The 18054-nt window shown below is 49.7% G+C and carries 13 protein-coding genes; 7 read left to right on the top strand and 6 right to left on the bottom strand.

Features of this window, described 5'->3' with window-relative positions; all coding sequences use genetic code 11:
• The first annotated feature begins 256 nt into the window (after positions 1-256).
• On the top strand, positions 257-4450 hold the full coding sequence (gene fdhF, locus C9I92_RS09825) for a formate dehydrogenase subunit alpha (protein ID WP_047884482.1): 4194 nt from the start codon (positions 257-259) through the stop codon (positions 4448-4450).
• A gap of 207 nt (positions 4451-4657) precedes the next feature.
• Here fdhF and norR read toward each other — a convergent pair whose 3' ends face one another.
• Entirely contained in the window at positions 4658-6253 is a 1596-nt protein-coding gene (gene norR / locus C9I92_RS09830) for a nitric oxide reductase transcriptional regulator NorR (RefSeq protein ID WP_047884835.1), read from the bottom strand.
• 212 nt (positions 6254-6465) lie between these two features.
• Here norR and norV point away from each other — a divergent pair, with 212 nt between their 5' ends.
• The 4 genes from norV (at position 6466) to C9I92_RS09850 (ending at position 10996) form a co-directional block, all read left to right on the top strand.
• A complete protein-coding gene (gene norV, locus C9I92_RS09835) occupies positions 6466-8022 on the top strand; it encodes an anaerobic nitric oxide reductase flavorubredoxin (protein WP_047884481.1) in 1557 nt (518 codons plus the stop codon).
• Between the two features lie 2 nt (positions 8023-8024).
• Entirely contained in the window at positions 8025-9188 is a 1164-nt protein-coding gene (gene norW, locus C9I92_RS09840) for an NADH:flavorubredoxin reductase NorW (RefSeq protein ID WP_047884480.1), read from the top strand.
• Positions 9189-9771: 583 nt separating this feature from the next.
• A complete protein-coding gene (locus C9I92_RS09845) occupies positions 9772-10131 on the top strand; it encodes a hypothetical protein (RefSeq protein WP_047884479.1) in 360 nt (119 codons plus the stop codon).
• A 445-nt stretch (positions 10132-10576) separates the two neighbouring features.
• Positions 10577-10996 carry a hypothetical protein gene (locus C9I92_RS09850; RefSeq protein ID WP_047884478.1) on the top strand — a complete coding sequence of 140 codons (420 nt, stop codon included), beginning with the start codon at positions 10577-10579 and terminating at the stop codon, positions 10994-10996.
• A gap of 155 nt (positions 10997-11151) precedes the next feature.
• On the opposite strand, the gene C9I92_RS09855 is transcribed toward C9I92_RS09850, so the two are convergent.
• Complete coding sequence (locus tag C9I92_RS09855) at positions 11152-11619, bottom strand: GNAT family N-acetyltransferase (RefSeq protein ID WP_107193836.1); 468 nt, start codon at positions 11617-11619, stop codon at positions 11152-11154.
• A gap of 317 nt (positions 11620-11936) precedes the next feature.
• On the opposite strand from C9I92_RS09855, the gene sgrR reads away from it, so the two are divergent.
• Both sgrR and C9I92_RS25415 read left to right on the top strand, forming a co-directional pair.
• Positions 11937-13643 (top strand): HTH-type transcriptional regulator SgrR, encoded by a 1707-nt coding sequence (gene sgrR, locus C9I92_RS09860; RefSeq protein ID WP_047884477.1) that lies wholly within the window; start codon positions 11937-11939, stop codon positions 13641-13643.
• A gap of 257 nt (positions 13644-13900) precedes the next feature.
• The gene (locus C9I92_RS25415) at positions 13901-14044 is read left to right on the top strand and encodes a hypothetical protein (protein ID WP_157038311.1); all 144 of its coding nucleotides are present in this window, start codon (positions 13901-13903) and stop codon (positions 14042-14044) included.
• Positions 14045-14212: 168 nt separating this feature from the next.
• Here C9I92_RS25415 and C9I92_RS09865 read toward each other — a convergent pair whose 3' ends face one another.
• The 4 genes from C9I92_RS09865 to C9I92_RS09880 form a co-directional block, all read right to left on the bottom strand.
• Complete coding sequence (locus tag C9I92_RS09865; protein WP_053061768.1) at positions 14213-15424, bottom strand: D-alanyl-D-alanine carboxypeptidase family protein; 1212 nt, start codon at positions 15422-15424, stop codon at positions 14213-14215.
• A 222-nt stretch (positions 15425-15646) separates the two neighbouring features.
• Entirely contained in the window at positions 15647-16105 is a 459-nt protein-coding gene (locus tag C9I92_RS09870) for a hypothetical protein (RefSeq protein WP_047884476.1), read from the bottom strand.
• Entirely contained in the window at positions 16102-17088 is a 987-nt protein-coding gene (locus C9I92_RS09875; RefSeq protein WP_047884475.1) for an ABC transporter ATP-binding protein, read from the bottom strand. The genes C9I92_RS09870 and C9I92_RS09875 overlap by 4 nt, the downstream gene beginning before the upstream one ends.
• Complete coding sequence (locus tag C9I92_RS09880) at positions 17085-17927, bottom strand: ABC transporter ATP-binding protein (protein ID WP_047884474.1); 843 nt, start codon at positions 17925-17927, stop codon at positions 17085-17087. The genes C9I92_RS09875 and C9I92_RS09880 overlap by 4 nt, the downstream gene beginning before the upstream one ends.
• Positions 17928-18054 lie beyond the last annotated feature (127 nt).

Raw genomic sequence — 18054 nt, forward strand, 5'->3', positions numbered from 1 at the left:
ATAAATATTCAGAATGTTCCAAATCAAGGAATTAAATTCTGCGGCTGATAATCTAGCCGAATACCTAAAAAAGAGGATTTTCCGTGTCCCTGCTGAATGTGTTCATGACAGGAGACTGGTTATCACTCCGTGCATCGGGCATGGGCAGTCGCTTTAGAAGCAGCTCCCAGATAAATAAAGGCGGCCAGAGCCCCAAAAAAATAATGGCGTCAGACAAAATAAAGCCCGGTGACACCAACAGAATGAGGCAATGAAGATGCATGTCACTATAGACGGACAAGTGCTGTCAGCTGACAACCGACAGACGATTCTTGAGGTCGCTCAGGCGAACGGCATTGAGATTCCATCTCTGTGCGGATTAAACAAAAACGGGGAAAAAGTGCCTTGCGGGCTGTGCGTGGTCGAAGTCGCGTACCAGCATGAACACCATCAGGCTTCTCTTCAGTCCACCATAACTACCGTTCGTGCCTGTGAAGTTGTTCCGGAGCCGGGTATGACGATTCGGACTCATAGCGAAGCATTGAGCACACAACGCCAGCAGGCACTGAAACGTATTTTGTCTGATCATTATGCCGATTGCCTGGCCCCGTGTCAGACGGCTTGTCCGGCCGGCGTCGATATTCAGTCCTACCTGTATCACATTTCCCAGAACGATCATCAAAAAGCGGTAGAAGTTATCAAGCGCACCCTACCGATGCCGCTTTCTATTGGCCGTGTGTGCCCGGCATTTTGTGAAGCGGAATGCCGCCGGGGCATTGTTGATGAGCCGGTGGCAATTCGTCAGCTTAAACGGCATGCGGCAGACTGCGATCTGGAAGCGCAGGAGCAATATATTCCACCACGTAAGGCGGATAAGGGGAAGCGTATTGCAATTGTTGGTAGTGGCCCTGGCGGGTTGAGCTGCGGCTATTACCTGAGCATTGAAGGTTACAACGTCACTGTGTTGGAGTCGATGCCGCAGCCCGGCGGATGGCTGCGATATGGGATTCCGGAATACCGCTTACCGAAAGCGATTCTCGACAAAGAAATTGAACTGATGTGCCGCAACGGGATGACGATTCAAACCAATACGGCACTGGGCAAAGACATGCCGCTGACAGCACTGATTGAGCAATATGACGCAGTGTGTCTTGCGGTCGGCGCGTCGAAAGCGGTGGCAATGACCTATCCCGGCAGTGATTTGGATGGTTGCTATCTTGGGGTTGATTACCTTAAAGATTTTGTCACCGACAAAACTTACACCACCGGACAGAAAGTGGCAGTGATTGGAGGAGGAAACACCGCGATTGACTGTGCCCGCACGGCGATAAGAGCCGGTGCCGACACCACGCTGATTTATCGCCGTACCCGGGATGAAATGCCGGCTGAAGACTATGAGATTGTCGAAGCGGAGCATGAAGGGGTGAAATTCCACTTTCTGACAAACCCGGTTGAGAACCTGGCGGATGAGACTGGTCGGGTCAACGCCGTAAAACTGGAAAAAATGGCGTTGGGGGAGCCGGATGCATCGGGACGCCGCCGACCTGAGCCAACCGGTGAGTATGTTACTGAAGCGTTTGATACCGTAATCGCCGCTGTTTCTCAGCAACCTGATCTCAGTTTTCTGGAGCAGGCTGGCATTGAATTACCCGTTACGCGTTGGCAAACCGTGGACGCGGATTCACGCTCTTTGTATACCGGTGTGGCGAACGTCTTCAGTATCGGTGACTTACGACGCGGGCCGGCGACCGCCATTGAGGCCGTCGCTGATGGGCGACTGGCCGCCGAAGCGATAAACCGGTTCCTGCAAGGGCAGTCCGTGACGGCTGCTGTCGCCCCTTTTGATGCTAAGAAAGCATCGCGGGTAAAAGACATCGATCTGACGCAATATACTGCCATTCAGAAAGCGGTGCGTGCAGTAATGCCGGAGTTGTCTGCCAATGAGCGGCAGGGGAGCTTTGCCGAAGTGGAGACAGGCTTTTCTACCAGTGATGCAATGGTGGAAGCGGCACGCTGCCTTGAGTGTGGGTGTCAGGCGAATACCGACTGCCAGTTGCGGGACTATGCGACGGAATACGGGGTTCAGCGCGAGGAGCTGGATACCGCTGACTGCCAGAAATTCGTCGTGGATAATAGCGCAGAGTTTATCGTGTTCGATGCCAACCGCTGTATCAGCTGTGGCCAATGTGTGGCTGCCTGTAACGAGCAGGCGGTACATGGTGTTTTGAGTTTTTCCCGCAACCCGGATGGCTCTGGTGCGAGCAGACCGGAATGCCGTCCCGGTTTTGAACAGGGATACAGCATGGGTGATTCGGCCTGCGTACAGTGCGGGGCTTGCGTGCAGGTGTGTCCGACCGGAGCGCTGGTGGATGCGAGGGATAAATCGCAGGGGCGGATTGAGATGCTAAAGCCGACAGAAACCATCTGTACCTATTGTGGCGTCGGCTGCAAAGTGACTCTGTTTGTCGATGAAAGCCGAAATCAGATCCGGTATGTGCAAGGGGCTAAAGACTCTCCGGTTAATCAGGGAATGCTCTGTGTGAAAGGCCGGTTCGGTTTTGATTTTATTCACAGCAAAGAGCGCCTGACCCAACCCTTAATTCGTCAAAACGGTGAGTTGCAGCCTGCCAGTTGGGATGAGGCCATTGAGCTGGTGGCGAGTAAGTTCAACCGAATCAAAACCTTGTTTGGGGGCAATGCCCTGGCGGGATTCTCATCGGCCAAAACCACCAACGAAGATAACTTTGCGTTCCAGAAGTTTATCCGGCGTGAGCTGGGTACTAACAATGTCGATCATTGTGCCCGGCTGTGTCATGCCAGTACGGTGACTGGGCTGGAGGCATCGCTGGGCAGCGGGGCCATGACCAATGATATTCCGAGTATTGCCCATTCGGATCTGATCTTTATCATTGGCTCGGATACCACAGCAGCGCACCCGATCATCGCATCACATATCAAGCAGGCGATTCGCAAGGGCACTGCGCGTCTGGTCGTGGCCGATCCAAAACGGGTAGACATTGCCGATCATGCTGAGTTGTATGTGGCACAGCGTCCCGGAACCGATGTGATGCTGCTGAATGGCATTATGCAGCAGATTCTTGTGAATGGCTGGCACAGTGAACACTATCTCCATGAGCGTGTTACGGGCTTTGAGGCGTTTGAAGCTGAAGTGATGCGTGACGCTTATTCGCCGGAGAGAGTGGAACTGGTGACTGGTGTGAAACAGGCAGACCTGATGCGGCTGGCCGAAATGATCGGACAGGCAAAGCACACGGCAGTGTATTACGCCATGGGTATTACCCAGCACACAACAGGTCACGACAATGTGCGGGCCATTGCCAACCTGCAGCTGCTGTGCGGCAATATTGGGGTTGAAGGCGGAGGCATTAACCCGCTGCGAGGGCAGTCAAATGTGCAGGGCGCCTGCGATATGGGAGCTTTGCCGGACAATTTCCCGGGTTATCAGAAAGTGACCAATCCGGAAGTTCATCAGAAATTTGCACAGGCATGGAATTGCTCTGACTTGCCGGATCAACCGGGGTTAACACTGACGGAAATCATTGATGCAGCCTGCCAGAAGCAGGTGCGTGGTCTGTATGTGATGGGGGAGAACCCGGTACTCAGTGATCCGGATCAGCACCATGTACTGCAAGGGCTCCATGCGCTTGATTTTCTGGTGGTGCAGGACATTTTCCTGACTGAAACCGCTCAGCTAGCCGATGTCGTGCTGCCTTCTTTCGCCTTTGCGGAGAAATCAGGCCATTTCACCAACACTGAACGTCGTGTTCAACGGCTCCAACCGGCTGTAAAAGCGCCGGGAGAAGCGAGAGAAGACTGGCAGATTATTCAGTCTATTGCGAATGCCATGGGCAGTGACTGGCAATATCACTCCGTGGCGGACATTACTCGTGAAATCAACCAGTTGACTCCGCAATATGCCGGAATTACCTGGGAGCGTGTCGGCCCTGATGGCTTGCAATGGCCATGTCCGCATGAAGATCATCCGGGTACCCGAGTGCTTCATCAGGACACATTTGTGCGGGGCAAGGCTGAAATGGTGGTGACGCCGTTCCGTTACGCGGCAGAAATGCCGGATGCCGATTTCCCATTGGTGCTGACGACAGGTCGTCTGCTGGAACAATTCCATACCGGTACAATGACCCGTAAAACCAAAGGCTTGGATAATCTGGCCGGACCGCGGGCGATGATTTCAGTCGTGGATGCTGAGAAGATAGGGATTACGAACGGCGAGATGATTCGCCTGGTGACCCGTCGTGGCAGTATTGAAGCCCCAGCATTTGTCACGAAACGGATGCAGCCCGGTGTGGTGTTTACGCCATTCCACTTTGCGGAGTCTGCGGCAAATAAATTGACCATTTCAGCAACCGATCCCCATGCCAAGATCCCGGAATTTAAAGTGGCTGCCGTCAGGGTCGAGAAACTGTCACAAACAGAAGTCGTGGCGTGTTAGTGTGCGAGTGTGGTGCCTGAGCATTTGCCTGATGCATTTAATCTGTCATGTTAAACGGTAAGTGACACCAAAGTCCGATGTACGCATTAGCCCGACGTACGTATGTATATCCAGTGAATGTGTACGCCGGGCTTTTTTGCAAAGGTTTACGGCTTTGAGGTTGTCACACCGTAACGTCTTGGCACACGAGGAAAGTGACCGCTGACGTCATTTCACGCCTAAGCGTTTGGCCAGACGATGAAGATTCCCCGTGTCCAGCTTCAGGGCACGAGCCGCCGCCGCCCAGTTTTGATTACAGCGCTCATAGGTCTCCATAATGAGCTGACTCTGGAATGAGTCCGTGGCATCTTTTAGTCCGGCATCACTGAGCCGGTGATTGACCAGATCGCCAGTGGCCGTTGACTTGCAATCAGCTTTTTCCGTCTGTGGCGTGCCTGTTAAATCAGCGACGGCGTACATGGCTACTAAATCAAAATCATCAGGGACCAGTTCAATAACGGGTGACTCGGTGGATCGTGCTGAAGCGGCAAATCTGGCACGTGCAATCACAGCCGCGCGATTGATGGCGTGTTCAAGTTCACGGATGTTTCCCGGCCAGTGATAGGCTTTCAGCATCTGACGAGCATCAGCAGAAAGGCGGATCGTTTTTACCCCTAATTTGGTCTGGCAGCGTTCAATAAAAAATCCAGCCAGTAGCACCACATCGTTATCTCTGTCTCGCAGCGGAGGGGCAACAATCGGGAATACGCTTAGACGGTGATACAGATCTGCCCGGAACTTTCCGGCTTTCACTTCAGCATGCAATTGTCGGTTGGTCGCGGCGATAATGCGTACATCCACTTTCAGGTGTCTGTCATCACCCACCCGTTGTAGATCACCGTATTGCAGAACCCGCAGCAGTTTTGCCTGCAGGGCCAAAGGGAGTTCACCCACTTCATCTAAAAACAGGGTACCGCCATCAGCCATCTCAAACTTTCCTTTCCGATCGCTGACGGCACCGGTAAAGGCACCTTTGACATGTCCGAATAGCTCACTTTCAGCGACCGACTCCGGTAACGCCGCGCAGTTGAGGTACACCAGTGGTTGCTGACTGCGCTGGGAAGACTGGTGAATCGAAGCGGCAATCAGTTCTTTCCCTACGCCGGTTTCACCGGATACCAGCACAGTCAGGTCTGTACCCGCCACAGCCTGAATCTGATTTTTTAGTTCACGCATGGCCGCAGAATGACCAATCATGTTCACTGCCCCTTTGCCGGGGGCAGATGTTCCTGATGCTTGCGGGACATCGACCGCCTGGCGCTCAAGTTGCTCCATTAGCAGGGCTGTTTGCAGGCTGGCCGCTGCCAGCGCACTAATGATTCGCAACTCCTCGTTGCTGAAACGATCAAACTGGTGAGGATCGAATCCGTCGATGGTCAGCGCACCGATAAGGGTATCGTTCGCGATCAAGGGTAAGCCGACACAGGCATGGACATGCAGATTTCCCTGATGGCTGGGAATCAGGCCGTCATACGGATCCGGCAGATCACTGTCGTGAGGAAAACGCACAATGTCACCCGCTCGGGCGATAGCTTCCAGCCGGGGGTGATCGGCAATTGAAAACTGGCGCCCCATAACCTCGTCATATAAGCCATTAATGGCCAAAGGTGAAAAGTGTTGGTCCCTGAAGGCCAGCAGGGCCGAGGCATCACAACTGAACAGGGTTTTTATGACGCTGAGTAATCGTGCAAAACGATCCTGACTTGAGAGCACCTGAGTCAGATCCAGTGCTAACTGCGCGAGTTCTTTTGGCGTGTTTTTCATGAATGCCTCAACCATATATACATTGACAGTCATTATGACACTTAAGTTGTCATTATGACACCTTTAATGGATTGTCATAATGACAATAAACCTATCGATAAATATATTAAATGATTTAAAAACAATGAGATGAAAACTTGGTATGGTCAGTGCATTACCTAAAGCAAAGACAGAGCAAGCTGTTCGCTCTGGGAATCACTAAAGGTATTGAAATGACAATTCACGTTAAGAACAACATCCATTGGGTAGGTCAACGCGACTGGGAAGTACAGGACTTTCACGGTACTGAATACAAAATGACAAAAGGTACCAGTTACAACAGTTATTTGATTCGTGAAGAGAAAACGGTACTGGTCGACACCGTAGATCACCGTTTCAGCACACAGTTTATTCAAAATCTTGAGATGGAAATCGATCTGGCTGACATTGATTACATTGTTATCAATCATGCTGAGGAAGATCATTCCGGGGCATTAACCGCATTGATGGCACGCATTCCCGGCACACCTATTTATTGCACTGAGAATGCGGTGGATTCGATTGTCGGCCATCACCACCACCCTGAGTGGAATTTCAACGTGGTCAAAACCGGTGACACACTGGATGTCGGTAACGGCAAACAGCTAATCTTCATTGAAGCCCCAATGCTCCACTGGCCTGACAGCATGATGACTTACCTGACAGGCGATGCGGTACTGTTCAGTAACGATGCGTTTGGTCAGCACTATTGTGATGAGCACCTGTTTAATGATGAGGTGGATCAGAATGAGCTGATGGAGCAGTGCCTGCGTTATTACTCCAATATTCTGACGCCATTCAGCAATCTGGTTACGGCCAAAATCCACGAAGTGCTCAGCTTTAATGTGCCGGTAGATATGATTGCGACGTCGCACGGTATTGTGTGGCGAGATAATCCAACCCAGATTATTCACCAGTACCTGGAATGGGCAAACAATTACCAGGAAGATCGCATTACGATTTTTTATGACTCGATGTCGAATAACACCCGCTTGATGGCAGACGCCATTGCTCAGGGCATCCACGATGTTGACCCAGGTGTGGCGGTGAAAGTCTTTAATGTTTCGCGTCAGGATAAAAACGAAATTCTCGCTAATGTATTTCGCTCTAAAGGCATTCTGGTCGGCTCTTCAACCATGAATAATGTCATGATGCCAAAAGTGGCCGGTATGCTGGAAGAGATCACCGGCTTGCGATTCAAAAATAAAAAGGCCGGGGCGTTTGGTAGCTACGGCTGGAATGGTGGCGCTGTTGATCGCATTCACTCCCGTCTCACCGATGCCGGATTTGAAACCACCATCGGCCTGAAAACCAAATGGAAGCCGGACGGAAAAGCGATGCGTGAATGTCGGGCGCATGGCCAGATGATAGCCAGACAATGGGCGTTCCCCAAAGCAATATCAGAAATAGCGTCACCTGGAATATCACAGGCGTCTCACCAGGATGATGTGATGAGTGAGAAGACTGGTAGCTATGCCGTACCACACGCGAGTAATAGGTCAGATGAGGTGGCTGTCGTGGCTTTGACAGCCCGTGAAACACCTGAACGTGGCGTAAAACCAGCCATACCGAGATCCACGGTCTCTCAGAAGATGGTGTGCACCGTGTGTAACTGGGTTTATGACCCTGCGATGGGAGAACCTAATCAAGGCGTTGCCGTTGGCACATGTTGGTCTGATATTTCGGCGACTTTTTTATGTCCGGAATGCGGTTTGGGGAAAGAGGTTTTTGAGCCGGTACGAGGCGTATAACTATGACATATCCAGTGGTTATTATTGGTAGCGGCTTTGCCGCTTACCAATTAGTCAAAGCGATTCGTCGTGCCGATCAGCAGATTCCCATTCATGTTTTCACCGCGGACGATGGCCATGACTACAACAAGCCGGATCTAAGCCACGTCTTCACCAGGCTGCAGACCGCCGGTGATTTGATTCGTATGACAGGCGAAGACTTTGCAAAGGAATACCAGATAGAACTGCATAGCCGCTGCCGCGTCGAAGCTATCGATCCCGACGCGCATCAGGTTTTCGCTGAAGGATGCGCATTGACGTATAGCAAACTGGTGTTGGCAACGGGTGCCCGTACATTCGTGCCTGATGTTACTGGGAGTGCTACAGACCGGATTGTCACGCTGAACAGCCTGTCGGAGTACGAAGCCGCTCAGCAGCAATTACATCAAGCGAAGCGGGTATTAGTGATGGGAGGCGGGCTGATCGGCACTGAGCTGGCGATGGATTTAGCTGGGGCAGGGAAAATTGTTGTTATTGTCGAGCCAAGCCAGACCCTGATGGGTAATTTACTTCCGGAATACCTCGCCCTGAAAATGCAGGCCGTGATGCGACACCTGAATGTTGATATGTATCTTTCAGACAGCGTGATTGAGTTGGCGTGCAATGGGAGTCATGGCATGACAGTGACGCTGGCCTCCGGTAACTGTCTACAGGCCGATGTTGTTATCTCGGCGGCTGGGTTAGTGCCCAATGTCTCACTTGCTAGCCAAGCCGGGCTGGATACTCGGCGTGGCATTGTAGTGGACGATACCCTGCAAACCTCGGCGCAGGATATTTACGCCCTCGGAGATTGTGCCGAAATACAGGGGAAGGTACTGGCCTATTTACAGCCTGCATTATTGAGTGCCAATGCGCTGGCAAAATCATTATTGGGTCAGCCAGGCCGATTGGCTCTGCCGCCGATGATGATAAAAGTGAAAACACCGCATTTTCCTGTTCAGTTAGGGAGTGCTGCGCAACCATCCAGTGGGACACTTCCTGACAATGCGCGCTGGCAGATGAACGTCGATCCTCAAGGCTGTACGGCAAGAATGTTGAACGACGCTGGGCAGATAAAAGGTTTTGTTGTAACGGGCGAGCATGTTTCACAGGCTTTGCCGTTATTGAAAGCCTTACCGACTGAGTAGCGAAATAGACAGGCAACCCGCTGATTCTGAAGAAGTTGGACTTTTGTAAAAAACGAAAGCGACTCTGAAATCTCGATCTTATAAATATGAATTAGGCACACCAGTACAACCGGTATCACTCAGATGCTGAGTCTTGTTTTATGACCGTGGGTGACACTCAACATGGCCAGAAACTCAGTATTGTGATACCGGTTTTTTTGTTGGATCACAAAATAGATCAATTAATTTCAGCAACCTTAAATTCCATATTTAAAGCTAAATAAGCATCAAAACGATGGATTAAATTTCGTGTAAATTCATACCAAACTTGGAAACAAAGATTAAAAATTTGGAAACTTGTGGTTTGATAACATTTCTTACAAAACACACTGTTTTTAACAAAGTTTTAACGATTAAGTTGTAATTCATTAGGTGATAGGGAGTTAGAGTGTTACAAAATGTAAACTTATGAAATATTGAGGTTTTCGTGAAAGCAACAAGATTTCTGACCTGTATGCTTCTTGAACAAAAAGTGGGAAAATAGCGTTGTGCAGTTAAATCACAGAGAAAGGACGCTTTATCCTGTTTTTGTCGTGAGGTAGATATGAAATTTCTGTCAATTTTGTTGTTGTCCGCGCTAGCGGGTGTGCTTTCTGGTGAGCATTTTCACTCATTCATGGTTGGTTTCGGTGTTGCTGCTCTGGCTGTCGGTACGGGTTACTGGCTGGCATTTCGCTGTTCAACACGCTACCCGCAACTGGCGGTGCTGATGTTGATGATGGGAGCAGCGGCCAAAATTGGTGTAACAGTAACTGGCGTAATGTGGGGGCTTGAAGCGAACTTGATCAGCTCACCATTTGTATTCTCTTTGTCGTACTTGTTTTTCTCTATTGTTGCGACGTATCTGTACGCCAAGCTGCGAGAGTTCCAGATGTCACGTCTGGTTGTAGCTAAAGCGGCTTAATGCGCCGCTTTATCCACTATTGTATTGACAAAAAACGGGCTTTGGCCCGTTTTTTGATATCTGCCATTTGTGATCGTGTGGATCCTTCTATTTTCGAAACAAATTAGCGGCTTGACGTTACCTGGATCAATAGATCGAGATAGGGGATCTGTGTCGGGCCATGCAATTTGCAAATTGCATCTGAATTTTTAGTGTTTGCAGTCTGAAAATTCAGACGTGCCACAGCTGTTATGCGTGGAAGTGCTTATAAAACTCTGGGAAGCTCTTATAATAAGGAACGCCGTTGCGAAGTGGCTGTTGAATAATCTTAGCCTAAGTGCCGCCAAATTCAGGCGTGGTATTTGCATTAGTCGTTACATGAAGTGAAGGTGTAAAGCCGCCATCATGAACGGGAACACAAGAAAGTGGATGTGTCCCATGATTCTTACTTGCAAAGGTATAGCCAATGAAGACCACTTTTGCCCTGCTCATGCTACTGTTCTTTAGCCACATCGCTGTTGCTAATGACTTTGGCCAGGCAAAAGAATTGTCTCGTTGTTATATCATTGTTTTACCGCCTAATTTGGTGGACAAAGAAGACTACACTGAGAGCGAATTTAAGAACTTGCTGGGGCTGGAAGAACATTTTAAAAAGCAGGCAAAATTGCTGGCAGGTTCGCAGTGGGAACTGGTCTCCTTTATGGCGCTTTCCTGGGCCGAAGGGATCATCTCAACGCATCAGTTTAATGGCGAGCAGTTACATAACTATCGTGACTGGGTACTGGAATCCTGCCGGGAATATTACGGTAGTGGTGGATACAAGCACGTTCGTCTGAAAGACAGTAAGAAGTTGGCGGCCCCTAGTTCGGGTGATAAATATAATTAAATACTATTATGGCTCATCATGACTGTTTTCATGGTGGTTATAAATTGGTTTTTATGATTGTTGTTATCTGGTGTTCACGCTGCAATCAGCTTAAAGCTTCCTCGCTATCACAATCACGGCTATAAGCAATTCATAGAAATCCCCCCTCATGCCTTTCAAAGCTCTTTTTCCATCAGGAGCAGCGGCTTTCCGTCGAATTCCGTTTTTGAAAAAGGGTTGTAACCCATTTTTTGGTAGATGTGTTGACCACGTGTATTGAAGGCAAATACATCCAGCCAGATTCGGTGTCGGTCTAACTGCTGTGTACAGTACGCCTCCATGGCAAGCATAGCGGCCTGACCTATGCCGTGACCTTGCTCTGCTACAACAACACGGCGACACTCGACGCTTTTCTCACCATCCAATGCCAGAATAATGAATCCAACAAGTTGAGTTTGTTTATAAATTGATAGGTAAACCCGCTTAGGATTGGCCATTTCCGCCAGATGTTTGTCAGGGGAGTAAGGAATAATAAAATTTCGGACATCAGAGAGGCTTTCAAAGGTGCAGAACTGGGCAATCTCAGTCACTGAGGATGGATGCAATCTGATCACTGAAGGTCCTTCTTGTTTTCCTGTCAGCATATGTCGATAAGCCTTATGCTGCTAGGCATTGTACTACGCGGGTTTATGCAGCATGCGGGCGAAAGATAGCGTATCAGAGTCCATATGGATATGTGTTATCGCGCTTATTGTGACTGAGTCCCACACAACGGCGGAAACAAGAGCGGCATAGTCTCACTCAGGAGTTAAGACGGGGGAATCTGTCAGGTAAGAGCTATCGCTCACCTGGTAGGAATAACTTCTGCCTATGCCGCCCATACCCGTTGGGTACATCGCTATTTTTACGTTAAAATAGGAAACCTAAAACAGAAAAAATAAGAAAATAAGGTTCCTCTTTTATGAGCGGTCAACGGCTAAAATCTCAGTTCCAGCGCCTCTTCAGTCACTTTAATGGGCAAGACAGTGACACGACCCTGCAAGAGATTTCGGAAGTCCTGTTCTGCACCCGGCGTAATGTGCGCATGGTGATGAATAAAATGGCCGAAAACGGCTGGATTGACTGGGATCCGGCGGTGGGGCGGGGTAAGTTGTCCCGTCTCACATTTCATAGTACCGACAGTGAGCTACAGCAACTTCATGCCCGAAAATTGGTGGCGGAAGGCAAACTGGAACCGGCGCTGGAAGCCCTCGATTATAATGCTGATAAACTGGCACAGATTATTCAAGAGCAGCTGGGTCATACAACGGATCACGGCCAGCAAATTGTACGGTTACCTTATTATCGTGAGTTTACCAACCTGAACCCGCTCCAGCCGTTGCGCCGTTCTGAGCAGCATCTGGTCCGGCAAATTTTTAATGGTCTGACCCGGATAAACGAGGAAAAAGAGGAAGTCGAAGGGGATCTTGCACATCATTGGGAAGCGCTGACTCCACGACACTGGCGGTTCTATATTCGTCCGTCAGTGCGATTTCATGATGGCAGCCTGCTGGAAAGTGAGGATATCATCGCGACATTCGATAAAGTCAAAAGGCACAGACTGTTCAACCACATTGAACGAATCGATGCTCCGTTTAACCATACCATTGATTTTCACCTGCATTACGACGATCACCGTTTTCCTGATCTGCTCAGTAACCTGATTGCGATGATTCAACCGGCAGAAGCCGACATGGATAATTCCAACGAGTTGTTTCCGATTGGTACCGGCCCCTACAAGGTGATTCAGAACGATACCAAGCGTTTTAAACTGGAAGCGTTTGATCAGTATTTTGGCTTCCGGGCACTGATTGACGTGGTGGATATCTGGATGTTGTCTGAAGTGGCCTCTTGTTACCTTCAACCGGCCTCAGACATCTCTCAGGTAGGGGATGTGAGTGTATCGACTCGCCTGAAACTTGATGAAGGATGCAACTTCCTGCTGTTCAACCGAACCGAGGGACTGGCAAGTGATCCTGAATGGCTGACTTACTTTCTGGCCAAACTGAACGCATTGAATATTTTGCAGCGACTCAATAAAGAGCAAATCGGCGATTTTCGCCTGACTAACGCTTATGGCTTATTACCGGGTTGGGCACATGTTCCGTTAAGCCGCCATCCTGTTCCTGCACCGCCGAAGCCTAAATCAGTCACCATTGCATTTGCGTGCCAGCATCCTGTGTATCCGCACGTGGCGACTGCTATCGAGGAATTACTGGCAGAAGACGGCATTAAACTGAAAATGCTGGAATTAACCACAACGGAAATTGCACTGGGTAAACATGCGGGGAAAATTGATATCTGGCTGGGGGGCATGAGTTTGATGAACCACCGTGATGATGCGTTGTTGTCCTGGTTCTTTAACTTTGACCATATTGCCCGGGCAATGCCGGAAACTGAGTTTGATGCATTGGAGAATGAAGTCGCGTTGTGGCGTCAGTCTCGTGACACTATTGCACCGTGCCAGCAATTGGGGGCGAAGTTGGTAGAGTTTGGTCAGGTGTTGCCTTTGTTCCACAACTGGCTGGGGGTTGATGACACCGGAGCCGTACAGGGTATGCAGTCTAACTCAATGGGTTGGTTTGACTTTAAATCTGTGTGGATGAAGCCTGAGCTGGATACCCACTGAGGCTAACGTCTGAAGTTCAATAAGGTATTGCTATATAGGTGATTTTTAGATTCGGGTTAAGTTGGTGTGCGGGATGCTCGAAGAACATCGCAAAACGGGCACCCAAAGGGCAGAGAAAGTGCTCCTTCATTGAATCGCCATGCGGCATTCACCTGATTGACATGCCATGCTTTTAAAAAGGGTAAGGGACAAGAGATGCGATGGCATCTGGCACAGTTTGAAAGAGCTAGCTGCAACAGTCATACAGGAGGTGTAGGATGTTACCTGATTACCTTGAACCCGGTGAGATTGAGCCCCTTGAAGGTGAACCCTGGGACGAATACCGAAAGGACAGTGATTGCGAAAATCGGTTTAACAGCGACTTGTTTGATACGGAAGACTTTGACGACGACCTGGACTGAAGCTCCAGGTCTGATTCAGTGTAGAGTGTGTTTATTGGCATCCGTTTTGAGTAAGTAGGCTTTGTGGTCCACAGGCAGCCACCTTGTCAATGCCATATTCACGGCTCGTTCATTAACGGGTGGCTGCACGCAATTCATCTGTTTACTATTCATCACTACTATTCATCACTACTGTTCAGTCACAGGTTTGGGCTCCCAGTCCTGACTGCTGAACCACTCGTTGATGGGGCGCCAGACCACATCAACCATGGATTTGTACCACGGCGCTTTTTCCGATGCTTCCTTGGCCAGTAAGGGACGCTCAGCAATCACCTCATCATTGAGATACCACTCCACTTTGCCCACGGTCTGGCCGACTTCGACCGGTGCTTCCAGATTGTGATCGTAAGTAATCGTATAGGTGATGTTTTTTCTTTCACGGCGAGGAACGGTAATGGTGCCACCTTCTTCAACCTCAAGATTAATGGAGGAAGGAGAGCCATACCAGACCCGCAATGGAGCCAGTTCTTTGCCGCTGAATTGGGGGTGGATATCCTGATAGAACCGAAATCCCCAGGTCAGCAATTTCTTGCTTTCAGACTGACGCGAAGATGAACTTTGAGTGCCGAGCACCACAGCAATCAGGCGTTGTCCGTTCTGCTCAGCCGATGAAACCAGGCTGTAACCGGCTTCTTTGGTGTAACCGGTTTTCACGCCGTCCACATTCAGTGTGGTGTCCCATAACAGTCCATTTCGGTTCCCCTGTTTGATTTTGCCGAAGGTAAAAGATTTCTGTTTGAAGATAGGGTAGACATTCGGTAAATCACGGATGAAGGCACGTGTTAACACCGCCATGTCGTAAGCGGTGATAAATTGATCGTCAGAATCCAGGCCGTGGGGGTTAGTAAAGTAACTGTCTTTCATGCCGAGTTTTTCCGCATGCCGATTCATCATTTCAATAAAGGCAGACTGATGCCCAGCGACATGTTCTGCCAGTGCTACAGTGGCATCGTTACCGGAAGAAATGATGACGCCGTGGTTGAGATCATCCACACTGACCTGATCCCCGACATTCAGAAACATTTTTGACGAACCCGGAAATTTTTGCCCCCAGGCATTTTCACTGATAACCACCAGATCATCGGTGGCAATGTGACCCGCTTTCAGTTCCTGTCCCACCACATAAGAGGTCATGATTTTTACCAGGCTGGCAGGGGCATGTTGCTTGTGGATGTTTTCACCGGCAATCACCTGACCGGATTCATAGCTCATCAGCACCCAGGCTTTGGCTGCAATTTCCGGAGGAGTAGGTAGGGGTTCCGCCTGTGATAAGACGGGAAGTGAAGCAGCAAACGCCGATAAAAGTAGCAGCAACGGTTTCCGGAACGTATTGAACATCATCACTGGTCAACCTCATGTGGCAATACACTCAGGCAGCTATTACCTGATTTACCCGATCAAAGTCGTTTTGACCCGATAAAAATAGCTTAGTAAAAATAGCTTAGTAAAAAATTGCCGTTTCTGTTCCGGATGAAAAAATTTTGCGCTGCACAGGTTGAAGTTACACGGCATGGAAAGGCCTGAAGATAACATCCAACGAAGCATCGGTATCGTCTTTTAGGGTTACCCCGGATTAGACGTGAGGGTGATCGGCCGATTGGCCTGCATGAAGCGGACATGTAAATCAACCAGCTGATTGCTTTCCTGCTGCCAGGCTGGTAACGGCTGGTGCTGACAGAACTCCAGCATACTGACAATCATTCGGTCCATTTTTATCAGGCACCAGCGTTTCATTGCCGGGTCTTGCTGCGGTAAACAGGCTAACTGCTGGAGTTTGCTGTAACTGAATTGCAGGTAGCTGTACGCTTTGTCTGGCTTGTCAGCATGCAGATACATGCCACTTAAACGCTGGCAAACGTGAAACCAGTAAGCCAGTGCTTCACTATGGACCGGTGTCAGAACCGGTCCATAAATTTCGGCTGGTGGCTGATTTATCAGTTTCTCCAGACAGGGAGCCGCGTCGGTGATGTTTGCTTCATCGAACGCTTTGAGTTGTTCCAACCAGCTTATCAGCTCTGTCATGCTGCTGTTGCCCCTTTCCAGTTACTTACAAAATGGTTGTCACCGACCTTTAACACACCGTTAGCGGTTACCCGGCTGATTTCACGGATCTTGTCAGCGCTTAACGCATAGTTTGGTTCAGATTCCACCAGATTGGCAAAAGGCAGATCCGGATCCGGCACGGCTGAAATCAGCAAACGGGTGTAAGGGTGGGTGGGCTGGCGTAAAATAGACTGAGTGTCCCCCCATTCGACAATTTGGCCGCGATACATAACGGCTGTTTCTTCCGCGATGTAGTGAGCGGTTGCCAGATCATGTGTGATATACAGAAATCCAATGTTCAGTTTTTCCTTCATCTCTTTCATCAGGTTCAATACCCCGAGACGGATTGACACATCCAGCATAGAGGTTGGCTCATCGGCAAGAATGATTTCGGCACCGACGGCAAGCGCTCGCGCTAAGTTGACTCGTTGGCGCTGGCCGCCGCTTAGTTGATGCGGATACTTGGCCAGATCACTGGTTGGCAACTCGACCTGTGTCATCAGTGTTTCTAAGCGCTCATGCAGTTCGCTGGTATCGGTAACCTGCTGATGAATTTTCAGGGGCCTGGTGAGGTGATGTCGGATGGTATGGGTAGGATTGAGGGAGCCGAATGGGTCCTGAAAAACCATTTGTACTTTGCTGCGATAGTGCAGCAGGTCATTCCGCCGGGTAATCTCATTAATGTTTTTGCCATGGAAGAGGATCTGGCCCGATGTTACCTTGTGGACTTTAGTGATAAGACGGGCGCAAGTGCTCTTACCGCAACCTGATTCACCCACCAATGCCAGTGTCCGACCCGGGTACAGTTTCAGACTGATATTATTGAGTGCGCGAAAGGTGTCTGTGGCACCGAATCCACCACCGGCAGCAAAGTCTTTAATGACATTCTTCATCTCAATAACAGGTTCGGCGCTGATGTCGGTGCGCGTTGTGTTTTCAACATGGTGGGTTAGTAAAGTCATGCCGGGATTTCCTCACTGATTGTAATCTGGCGTGTGCTCTGGTGAATATTAGGGAACGAGTCCCACAGTTGACGGGTGTATGGATGCTGCGGGGCATTTCGGATCTGCCGGGCTATGTTCACTTCCACTATCTCGCCGTGACGCATGACGGCAATGCGATCACAAAGCTGGCTCATCAGAGCAAGATCGTGCGTGATAAAGAGCACTGAAAATCCAAACTCTTTTTGCAACTGAAAAATTTGCTGCAGAATTTCACGCTGCACAACCACATCCAGTGCGGTTGTGGGCTCGTCCATAATGATGAGTTTCGGGTTCAGGCTGAGTGCAATCGCGATCACCAGTCGCTGGCGCATGCCCCCACTGAATTGGTGTGGATATTCATTCAGGCGCTCACGGGGAATGTTGACGAGATCCATCAGCTTTTCAGCGCGCGCCCGGGCTTGCACGTTGCTGTAACCGAGATGGTGACGCATGACATCGGCGAATTGCTCGTGAAGGGGGAGCACAGGGTTGAGCGAATTCATGGCACTCTGGAACACCATGGCAATGTCTTTCCAGCGAACTGCCGCCATTTGAGGCTCGCTCAGTGTGAGCAAATCACGACCGTCAAATGTTATCTGGCCATGAGTGATCATCGCGGGTGGTTTATGTAAGCGGTTGATGGCAAAAGCGATGGTACTTTTACCGCAACCCGACTCGCCGGCCAGCCCGAAAATCTCGCCTTTGCCAATATCAAAGCTAACCCGTTTGACGGCCTGGAAGTCGCCGTCATTGGTGATATACGTCACCTCCAGCTCCCGGACTGTAATTAGAGGATCAGTGTGATAAGCCTGTTCCATGTCGTTCCCTTCTGAGTAATCATAAAACCAAATCAATAATGCAAATGAAAACTATTATCATTCTGGTGAGGTGTAAAGTGAAGAGGGTCTGCGGGGCTGAAAATTATCGAGCCAAATAGCACTTTTT

The sequence above is a fragment of the Photobacterium ganghwense genome (genome assembly GCF_003025595.1).
Classification (GTDB): Bacteria; Pseudomonadota; Gammaproteobacteria; order Enterobacterales; family Vibrionaceae; genus Photobacterium; species Photobacterium ganghwense.